At 63.1% G+C, this 9,686-nt stretch carries 7 protein-coding genes; 5 read left to right on the top strand and 2 right to left on the bottom strand.

Annotated elements, in window-relative coordinates:
- Positions 1-284 precede the first annotated feature (284 nt).
- Positions 285-917: a leucyl/phenylalanyl-tRNA--protein transferase gene (aat, locus tag Q8O80_RS05460; RefSeq protein ID WP_305577755.1), complete on the top strand. Its 633-nt coding sequence runs from the start codon at positions 285-287 to the stop codon at positions 915-917.
- Positions 918-1,011: 94 nt separating this feature from the next.
- On the opposite strand, the gene Q8O80_RS05455 is transcribed toward aat, so the two are convergent.
- On the bottom strand, positions 1,012-2,820 hold the full coding sequence (locus Q8O80_RS05455) for an IlvD/Edd family dehydratase (protein ID WP_305577753.1): 1,809 nt from the start codon (positions 2,818-2,820) through the stop codon (positions 1,012-1,014).
- A gap of 295 nt (positions 2,821-3,115) precedes the next feature.
- Here Q8O80_RS05455 and Q8O80_RS05450 point away from each other — a divergent pair, with 295 nt between their 5' ends.
- Genes Q8O80_RS05450 through Q8O80_RS05435 form a run of 4 tightly spaced genes read left to right on the top strand, consistent with a single transcriptional unit; the run spans position 3,116 to position 7,504 of the window.
- Positions 3,116-4,036, top strand: coding sequence for a 2-dehydro-3-deoxygalactonokinase (locus Q8O80_RS05450; protein ID WP_305577751.1), 921 nt, complete (start codon positions 3,116-3,118; stop codon positions 4,034-4,036).
- A 12-nt stretch (positions 4,037-4,048) separates the two neighbouring features.
- On the top strand, positions 4,049-4,660 hold the full coding sequence (locus Q8O80_RS05445) for a 2-dehydro-3-deoxy-6-phosphogalactonate aldolase (protein WP_305577749.1): 612 nt from the start codon (positions 4,049-4,051) through the stop codon (positions 4,658-4,660).
- A complete protein-coding gene (locus Q8O80_RS05440) occupies positions 4,657-5,535 on the top strand; it encodes an SMP-30/gluconolactonase/LRE family protein (protein WP_305577747.1) in 879 nt (292 codons plus the stop codon). The genes Q8O80_RS05445 and Q8O80_RS05440 overlap by 4 nt, the downstream gene beginning before the upstream one ends.
- A 10-nt stretch (positions 5,536-5,545) precedes the next feature.
- Positions 5,546-7,504, top strand: coding sequence for a beta-galactosidase (locus Q8O80_RS05435; RefSeq protein ID WP_305577745.1), 1,959 nt, complete (start codon positions 5,546-5,548; stop codon positions 7,502-7,504).
- On the opposite strand, the gene Q8O80_RS05430 is transcribed toward Q8O80_RS05435, so the two are convergent.
- Positions 7,473-9,581, bottom strand: coding sequence for a ComEC/Rec2 family competence protein (locus Q8O80_RS05430; RefSeq protein WP_305577743.1), 2,109 nt, complete (start codon positions 9,579-9,581; stop codon positions 7,473-7,475). The two genes, Q8O80_RS05435 and Q8O80_RS05430, sit on opposite strands and share 32 nt — an antisense overlap.
- Between the last annotated feature and the right edge of the window lie 105 nt (positions 9,582-9,686).

The following is a 9,686-nucleotide window of genomic DNA, read 5'->3' as shown; positions in this document are numbered from 1 at the left end:
ACCGGATCTATGCGAGCTTTGCCAAAGACATGGGGCTGGATGCCGGCGGCTTCTGGCACAGTTTCAAGGACTGGCCGCACGTGCAGATGCGGTCCGCCGGCTCACCCATCAGTGCGGGCATGACCTTGGCAGAGATCGATGCCGAGATGCACAATCGCTTCGGATAATTGGTCGCCCTGTCGTGACGACGGAACCCGTTAGGCGCCCCTGCGTCCCCTGCGCGCAAACGCGCATGGCCCAGATTGGCGTCAAATGCTAAAACCGGGTGGTTCCGGAGTTGCACCATGTCACGCCGCCAAGATCCCTTCGACCTCGACATCACCCCCGAACTCATCATACGCGCCTACCGGGCCGGCATTTTTCCCATGTCCGAGGATGCCGAGGATGAAGACCTGTTCTGGGTCAGCCCCGAATTGCGCGGCATCATCCCGCTCGATGGCTTTCGCCTCTCGACCAGCCTGCGCAAGGCGATCCGAAAATCCGGCTTTGTGGTCAAAGTTGACACCGATTTTGCCGCCGTCATCGAGGCCTGCGCCACGGTTGGCGCCGACCGCGACACCACCTGGATCAACCACACCATTCGCGCCGTCTATGGCCAGTTGTTCCAGCGCGGCATTGCCCACACCGTGGAAGTCTGGGATGGCGATGATCTGGTCGGTGGTCTCTATGGCCTGGCCATTGGCGGCGCCTTCTTCGGGGAATCCATGTTCCACCGCCGCACCAATGCCAGCAAGATGGCGATGGCTCATCTGGTGGCACGGCTCAATGCAGGTGGCTTCGTCCTGCTCGACACCCAGTTCCTCACCGACCATCTCGAGTCGCTGGGCGGCATTGAAATCCCGCGCGAAGACTATGAGGAACGCCTGGCCGCGGCATTGTTGGTGCCGGGTGATTGGCACGCCATCGACCGCGTCTAGCTACGCGTAACCCGCAACCGGCCGGTTACCTTCATCGAAACCAAAAAGGCCCCGCCAGATTGGGCGGGGCCTTCGTTTTTTGAACCGCTACAACCTAGTGGTTGTCGCGCGGAATACCCTCGGTCTGGGCGATGCGCTGGTACTTTTCGGCGGGCTTGAGAATGGCGCCGTCGCCCAACTGGCCAACGATACCGCGCTGGATTTCCTGCCATGGCGTCTGGTGCTTGGGGTATTTGTAGCCGCCAGCCGCCTCCAGATCCGCCCGGCGCGTGGCAATCTCTTCATCAGAGATCAGGATATTGGCCTGCCCCTTGTTGAGATCGATCCGCACCTGATCGCCGGTTCGCAGAATGGCCAGATTGCCGCCCGCCGCCGCTTCTGGCGACGCATTGAGGATAGAGGGCGACCCCGAAGTGCCTGACTGCCGGCCATCGCCGATGCAGGCCAGCGCCGTGATGCCCTTCTTGATCAGATAATCGGGCGGCCGCATATTGACCACTTCCGCCGCGCCCGGATAGCCGATCGGACCGGCACCGCGCATGAACAGCAGGGTGTTCTCGTCGATCGCCAGCGCCGGATCGTCGATGCGATGGTGATAGTCTTCCGGCCCGTCAAACACCACGGCCTTGCCCTCGAACATCCCCGGATGGGCCGGATTGTTGAGGTAGCGATCGCGGAACTCGGTGGAGATCACGCTGGTCTTCATAATGGCGTTGTCGAACAGATTGCCGCGCAATACCAGGAATCCCGCTTCGGTCTTGAGCGGATTATCAAAGGGCCGGATCACCTTGTCGTCCTGAATCACCGTGTCACGGCAGTTCTCGCCCATCGACTTGCCGTTGACTGTTGGCGCGTTCTCGCGGATCAGTCCGTGGTTCATCAACTCGTTGACCACCGCCGGCACGCCACCCGCGTGGTAGAAGTCCTCGCCCAGATACTCGCCCGCAGGCTGCATGTTGACCAGCAGTGGCACTTTGTGACCATGGGTCTGGAAATCCTGCAGTTCCATCTCCACACCGATGTGCTTGGCAATGGCCTGAATATGGATTGGCGCATTGGTCGAGCCGCCAATCGCCGAATTGACCACAATGGCGTTGATGAAGGCGTCCTTGGTCATGATGTCGGACGGCTTGAGGTCCTCATGCACCATGTCCACGATGCGCTTGCCGGTGCGATAGGCCATTTCCTGGCGGTCGCGATACGGCGCCGGGATGGCGGCCGAACCCGGCAATTGCATGCCCAGCGCCTCCGCCAGCGAATTCATCGTCGAGGCTGTGCCCATGGTATTGCAGAAGCCGGTCGACGGCGCCGAGGACGCTACCAGTTCAATGAACTGGGCATAGTCGATTTCGCCGGCCGCCATCATCTGGCGTGCCTTCCACACAATGGTGCCCGAACCGGTCCGCTCGCCCTTGTGCCAGCCATTCAGCATCGGGCCAACCGAGAAGGCAATCGCAGGGATATTGACGGTTGCTGCACCCATCAGCATGGCAGGTGTGGTCTTGTCGCAGCCAATGGTTAGCACCACACCGTCCAGCGGGTAGCCATAAAGCACTTCTACCAGCCCGAGATAGGCCAAATTGCGGTCGAGACCCGCCGTGGGACGCTTGCCGGTTTCCTGGATCGGATGCACCGGGAATTCAATGGCAATGCCGCCCGCTTCGCGGATGCCTTCGCGCAGACGTTCGGCCAGCACGATGTGGTGACGATTGCAGGGGCTGAGGTCCGAGCCGGTCTGGGCGATGCCGATGATCGGCTTGCCCGACTGCAGCTCTTCGCGCGAAACGCCGAAATTCATGTAGCGCTCAAGATAGAGCGCGGTCATGTCCGGGTTCTCCGGGTTATCGAACCAGGCGCGCGAACGCAATTTATTGGGCGTGGATCCGCCGTCAGCTGCCGTCATTTTGAACTTTCCTTACTGCTCCCTGCCGTGCGTATGAAACGCCGGGATTGAGGCCGTTCTAACATGGTTGGCGGCGCTGTGAATGGCCTTCGACAGAAAAATCATACTTTTGCGCTTTTTGCAGAATTATCTGCTTTGATCTGTCGGAACGCCCATCCCGGCTTACCCAGCGAGCAGACAGTGCCGCGCCGTTTCGGGCAGCTTTGGCCTCGGACGGAGCAACGATATTCGGTCTGGCTGAAAAACGGTTCAGCCATTAGGGTCACGCCGAAATTGAGCGGCGGGAGAACATTTGGTGAGTGATATCGTAGACTGGGTCGCCGTCGATTGGGGCACCTCCAATTTACGGGCATGGGGTATCGCGACCGACGGCAGCGTTGCCCTGCAGCGCCATTCCGACAACGGCATGGGCAAGCTGGCACAGGAAGATTTTCCGGGCGCATTGAGCGAATTGCTGGATGGCGTGACCAGCACGCACAGCGGTCCCATTGATGTGCTGATTTGCGGCATGGCTGGCGCCCGTCAGGGCTGGCTCGAGGCGCCCTATCTTGAGGCGCCCGCCGACTTGCGTGGCCTGCTGGCCGGCGCGGTGCATCCGGCCATGCCGGGCAGCCGGTTTGCACCCGCCATCCTGCCCGGCGTCTGCCAGAAGGCTGGCGCTGACAATGTCATGCGGGGCGAAGAGACTCAGCTGCTCGGGCTGGCTGCGCTGCAGCCGGGCTTTTCAGGCGTAGTCTGCCTGCCCGGCACCCATTCCAAATGGGCCCAACTCTCCGGTACCCGCGTCGAACGCTTCTCGACCGCCATGACTGGCGAAATCTATGAAGTGCTGCGCACCCATTCGGTGCTGCGCCACTCTTTGACCGGCGATCTCGATGGCCCCGGTCGCGCCGATGGTTTTGTCACCGGTGCCCGGGCCGGACTGGACCACCCCGAGCAATTGCTGGGCACGCTGTTTCAGGTGCGCGCCAGCGCCCTGCTTTCGGGCCGCCAACCCGATTGGTGCGCCGGCTACTTGTCGGGTTTGTTGATTGGCACGGAAATCGGCAGCAACCGCCATTTGATTGGCCAGCAGGCCGTGCCATTGATTGGCTCAAGCGTGCTGTGCGCCCTCTATGCCCAGGTGCTGGGCATGATCGGCGCCACCGGCATGCCGCAGGATACCACCAATATTGTTCTGGCCGGCCTCAAGGCCGCGCGCAGCTACGCCGCTTAGGAGCCTATTTTTATGGAACATCGTCACCTGATCGCCATCCTGCGCGGCATCACCCCCAGCGAGATCATCGGCGTCTGCGAGGCCCTGATCGAAGCCGGCATCACCATGATTGAGGTTCCCCTCAATTCGCCCGACGCCTTGATCAGCATCGCCATTGCCTCCAACGCCCTGGGCGACGCGGCAACGATTGGCGCTGGCACCGTGCTGAGCCGCAAGCAGGTCTGGGCCGTGTCCGAGGCCGGCGGCACCTTTGTGGTGTCCCCTGACACCAACAAGCAGGTCATCAAGGAGACCATCAGCCTGCAAATGCTCTCCTTCCCCGGCGTCTTCACGCCCAGCGAAGCGTTCCGCGCCATCAAGGCTGGCGCCACCGGCCTCAAATTTTTCCCCGCTGAAGCGCTTGGCCCCAAGGGCATCAAGGCCATGACGGCTGTGCTGCCGCCCGACATCCCGCTTTATGCCGTGGGCGGCGCCAACCCCGATAATTTCAGTGAATACTTCGACGCCGGTTGCGCCGGCTTTGGCCTGGGCACCTACCTCTACAAGCCCGGCATGGACGCAGCTCAGGTTGGCGAACGCGCCGCCACTGCCGTGACCGCCTATGATGCGGGGTACCCCGAATGAGCCAGACTGCCCGACTGCTCATCGACAGCCAGTGCGCGCTTGGCGAAGGACCGATCTGGCATGCCGGTCGCCAGCAATTGTTCTTCTTCGACATCAACGAGCAGACACTGTTCGCTGTGACCGCCGCTGGCGAGATCGTCGATAGCTGGCTATTCAACGAAACCGTCGCCGCCGCAGCAATCGCTGATGATCACACCCTTGTTCTGGCGACCGATACCGGCCTCAAGCAGTTCGATCTGACGACGGGCGGCATGAACCGCATCAACGAGATTGAGGCCGACAACCCCCAGACTCGCACCAATGACAGCCGCGTCCATCCATCAGGCGCCTTCTGGATTGGCACCATGACCCGAAGCGAGCAGGAAGCCCCGATCGGCTCGGTCTACCACTATCGTGCCGGCACGCTGACCACACTCAAATCGGGCATCTCCATCCCCAACGCGACCTGCTTTTCACCCGACGGCACCATCGCCTACTGGACCGACACTCCCACCCGAAAAATCATGCAGTGCGTCACCGATCCGGCCACCGGCCTGCCGATTGGCGCGTGGACGCTGTTTGCCGATGTTTCGGAAGGCCGTGGCTATCCAGATGGCGCCGTGGTCGACAGCAAGGGCTATCTGTGGAACGCCAAATGGGGCGGCTCCTGTGTCGTGCGCCACGCGCCGGACGGCTCGATCGACCGCATCGTGGAGGTCCCGGTCAGCCAGGTCACCTGCCCTGCCTTTGGCGGCGCTGACCTCAAAACGCTGTTCATCACCACCGCCGCCAAGAACCTCACGGCAGAGCAGCTTGCCGTGGAGAAGGTAGCCGGCGGCCTCTTCGCCATAGATGTCGACATAGCCGGCCAGGCCGAAACCCCGATCCAACTCTGAGACTTTTGCGATGATCAACCCGACCCTGGGCGTCTGCTACTATCCCGAACACTGGCCCGAGGAGGTTTGGGAACAGGATGCTGCGCGCATGGCCGAGGTGGGCATTGGCTTCGTCCGGATTGGCGAATTCGCCTGGTCCAGGCTCGAGCCGACGCCGGGCGAGCTGCGCTTTGACTGGATCATCCGCTCCATGGACGTAATGGGGCGGCACGGCCTTAAGGTGGTGTTCGGCACCCCCACGGCGACGCCACCGCGCTGGATGGTCGACAAGCATCCCGACATGCTGGCCGTTGATGCGCATGGCCGCCAGAAGGGCTTCGGCTCCCGCCGCCACTACGATTTCTCTCATCTTGGCTATCGCGATGAGGCTGCCCGCATCACCCAATTGCTGGCCGATGCGGTGGGCGATCATCCCGCGCTGGGCGGCTGGCAGACCGACAATGAATATGGCTGCCACGGCACCACCTATTCCTACTCACCCGCCGCCAAAGCCGGCTTTCAGCGCTGGCTGGCCGACAGATACGGCACGGTGGCGGCGCTGAACCAGGCTTGGGGCAATGTGTTCTGGTCGATGGAATACAACCGCTTCGACCAGATCGAACTGCCCAATCTGCTGGTCTGCGAGCCGGCGCCGGCCCACGATCTGGATTTCCGCCGCTACGCGTCTGATCAGGTCGCCGCCTTCAACAAGGTGCAGTACGACATTCTCAAGGCCAGGCGCCCGGACCTGCCCGTCATCCACAATTTCATGAGCCGCTATACCGAGTTCGACCATTACGATCTGGCAGAAACGCTCGATATCGCCAGCTGGGACAGTTATCCGCTCGGCCATCTCGCCGTCAGCAACGAGCCCGACGAGGTCAAGCGCCAATATATGCGCCAGGGCGACCCGGACAATGCCGCTTTCCACCACGATCTCTACCGCACTGTCGGGCACGGCCGCTGGTGGGTCATGGAGCAGCAGCCAGGCCCGGTGAACTGGGCGCAGTTCAATCCCGATCCCCTGCCCGGCATGGCCCGGCTCTGGGCCTGGGAAGCCTTTGCCCATGGCGCCGAAGTGGTCTCCTACTTCCGCTGGCGCCAGGCTCCGTTTGCCCAGGAGCAGATGCATGCCGGCCTGCTGCGGCCCGACAGCGAACCCGCCCCGGCCTATCACGAGGCCAGCCAGGTCGCCCAGGAACTCAAGGCCGTTGGTCTTTCCGGCACCGCCAACAAGGGCCGTGTCGCCATCGTCTTTGATTATCAGAGCGAATGGGCCTGGGAGGTGCAGCCGCAGGCCAAGGGTTTCAGCCACGCTGCCCATGTCCGGGCGCTCTATGCCGCCTTCCGGCGCCATGGCCTAGACATCGACATCCTGCCGCCCAGCACCACCAGCTTTGCCAGCTATGCCATCGTCGCCATTCCGGCGCTGTTCGCATGGAACGATGCCTTGCGCACCGCCATTGCCGCGTTCGAGGGCCACCTGCTGATTGGCCCGCGCACCGGCTCCAAGACCGAGAACTTTGCCATTCCCCCCAAGCTGGCGCCCGACCTGCCGCGCAATCTGCTCGACCTGCAGGTGATCCGTATCGACAGCCTCGACCCATCCGTCGAAATCGAGGTCAGGGGCAGCGGCGCCGTCCATCATTGGCGCGAGCGCATCGAGACCAGGGCCAATATTGTCATCGAGGATGTCGATGGTTGGCCAGTGCTGGTCAATCAGGGCAAGCTCTACTATCTGGGCGGCACCGGCACCAAGGCGCTGGTGCACCGCGTGGTCGACTATCTGATTGCCGAAGCGGATGTGCCAACCCTGGCGCTGCCTGCCGGGGTCCGCTGCCGCACCCGTGACGGCGTTCGCATCTACGTCAACTACAATGCCGGGCCGGCGACGCTCACCCTGGCCAAAGACGAAACCGGCTATGTGCTCGGCACCGCCGAAGTGCCCGCCGCCGGTGTTACCATCGCGCGGCTCGCCATGGCCGGTTGAGATTGGGGATGGCGGTGCGGACCTCAAACCGCGCCGCCACGGCGTCCCAGCGCAGCCAGTGCACCCCACCAGCCAGCAGATCATCACCGTCAATGACCAGCCCCCCGCCACAATTGGTCGGTGCACGCGGTCGTGCGATCAGCAGGTCATGGGCGCCACAATCCTCGGCAAAGGCGGCGGCGTTCTTGACCACGGCGATGGAAAACTGTGGCGTGCGCGCGATGCAGCCCAGACCATCGCAGCGCAGGCCGGAAAACTGCTCGGCGATCACCTCCTGATAGTGCTCGCTCCATACCTCAACGGCAAAGCTGCCCGCACGGCCCGAGACCAGCCCCATGCCCGCTGCATCGCGCACGGCCACCGCCTGCGTCGTATCGGCAATCAGCACATCGGGCCGCAGGTCAAACCCGAACAGCAATACCAGCGGCACAGCCAGCGCCGGTCCCAACAGGCGCCAGCGCGTTCTGAAAAAGGCAAACCACGCCAGCGCTGCCAGTCCCAGGATCAACGCCCAACCCGTCAGCAACGGGTTACCAATCAGCGAACTGCTCCAGCCGGCAACCAGCGTGGCGCCATCCACCATCCGGTCAATGCCCCAGCCCATCACAGCCAGAAAGGGCCGCTCAATGCCAAGGGGCATGCTCAGCACGGCCAGCACACCAAATGGCATGATGATCAAGCTCACCACTGGCAGCACCAGCACATTGCCGACGACGCCCAACGGGGCGGTCTGCTGAAAATGGTAGGCCGAGAACAGCAGCGTCGCCGTCCCGGCAATGAAACTGGTTGCCGCCGTCGCCCATAGCGTCGCCCCGATGCGACCCAGCACCGTGCGATCGCCTCGCGGGCTGGCGCGCGGCATCTCATAAATGCCGATAAGCGCCACCACGGCGGCAAATGACAGCTGGAAACTGGCGCGAAACACGCTGGCCGGATCGATCACGATAATGGCCAGCGCCGCAATTGCGACATTGCGCATGGTCAGGGCGCGCCGCCCCGCCAGAATGGCCCCGAAAATCAGCCCCAGCATCATTGCCGAACGCAGCGCCGGCACATTGGCCGTGCCGCCGGCCAGCAGCATATAGCCCGCTGCCGCAACCAGCCCGACGACCGCCGCCAGCTTTTTGACAGGCCAACGAATGGCCAGCGCAGGAATGGCTGCCAGCAGCCAGCGCACCAGCCAGAATATCCCGCCGGCCACAATCGACAAATGCAGGCCCGAGATCGAATAGATATGCGCCAGGCCCGATTGCGCCATCACCTCGCGGGTCTCATCGGTAATCCCGCTCTGGTCTCCGACCACCATGGCGCGGCCAATCGCCGCCGCGGCCCCATCCAGTTCCTCATCGATGCGGGCGCCAATGCCCATGCGCAACTGCTCGACCCAGCGGCTCACATCCAGCTGCGAGCCCGAGCTGATCTGCACAAACTCACTGGTCACCGCGCCATAGGCGCCAACGCCGGCAAAATAGGCATGAAACTGGCCGTCATAGCTGCCCGGCAGCACCGGCCCGGGCACCGGCGTCAGCCGCATCTTGGCCCGGATCCGGTCGCCGGGGGCCAGCGGCGGTTGCGGCGGCACCACCAGCCGGGCCCGCTCAATAGGCACGGGCCGGGTATCGGCGATGGGGGTCAGGGCAGAAACAATCACCCGACGGTCACTTTCGGTCGCCGAGACAATCTCGTCGACGCGCGCTTCAAATGTCCCATAGGCGGGATGCTCCAGCATGGCGGTGCCAAACCACAGGCCATGCAGCGGCAAAAGGCAGGCGCCAAGCCAGAAACATGCGAGCATGCCGGCCAGCGCCAGCCACCTGGACTGCCGCAGCCCGACAGCGAGCACCAATATGGCCACCCCGCCCGCCGCCAGCGCCCAGGCCTGCGGTTCCACCGGGACAATGGCATAGCCGATCAGGCCGGCAATCATGGCGAACGGCAGCAGCACAAACAGCCGTCGCGCCGCCAGTTCAGCGGACAGCGCCGCCGCCATGGACCGCCAAACGCTTGGCTTCTCGCCATATTGCCATCTGCCAGCAACAAATACCGGCAAGCGCGCAGGCTGAACGGGGCCGTCCATGCTGCCGGATTCGCGATGAAGAATTTCACCCTGCTGCACCGACCCTGCCCCCGCCCTTGCGCTCGTGCCTCTCTATGCTACACACGGCTCTCAATCTCTCCAAGC

Origin of the sequence: Devosia sp. (genome assembly GCF_030689745.1) — a bacterium.
Taxonomy (GTDB): domain Bacteria; phylum Pseudomonadota; class Alphaproteobacteria; order Rhizobiales; family Devosiaceae; genus Devosia; species Devosia alba.
The sequence above is the reverse complement of the archived record's forward strand: the minus strand, read 5'-3'. Positions and strand labels throughout refer to the sequence as shown.

Coding starts and splice junctions, on each gene's coding strand:
- aat (WP_305577755.1), top strand. CDS start 285: ATGTCACGCCGCCAAGATCCCTTCGACCTCGACATCACCCCCGAACTC.
- Q8O80_RS05455 (WP_305577753.1), bottom strand. CDS start 2,820: ATGACGGCAGCTGACGGCGGATCCACGCCCAATAAATTGCGTTCGCGC.
- Q8O80_RS05445 (WP_305577749.1), top strand. CDS start 4,049: ATGGAACATCGTCACCTGATCGCCATCCTGCGCGGCATCACCCCCAGC.
- Q8O80_RS05440 (WP_305577747.1), top strand. CDS start 4,657: ATGAGCCAGACTGCCCGACTGCTCATCGACAGCCAGTGCGCGCTTGGC.
- Q8O80_RS05435 (WP_305577745.1), top strand. CDS start 5,546: ATGATCAACCCGACCCTGGGCGTCTGCTACTATCCCGAACACTGGCCC.
- Q8O80_RS05430 (WP_305577743.1), bottom strand. CDS start 9,581: ATGGACGGCCCCGTTCAGCCTGCGCGCTTGCCGGTATTTGTTGCTGGC.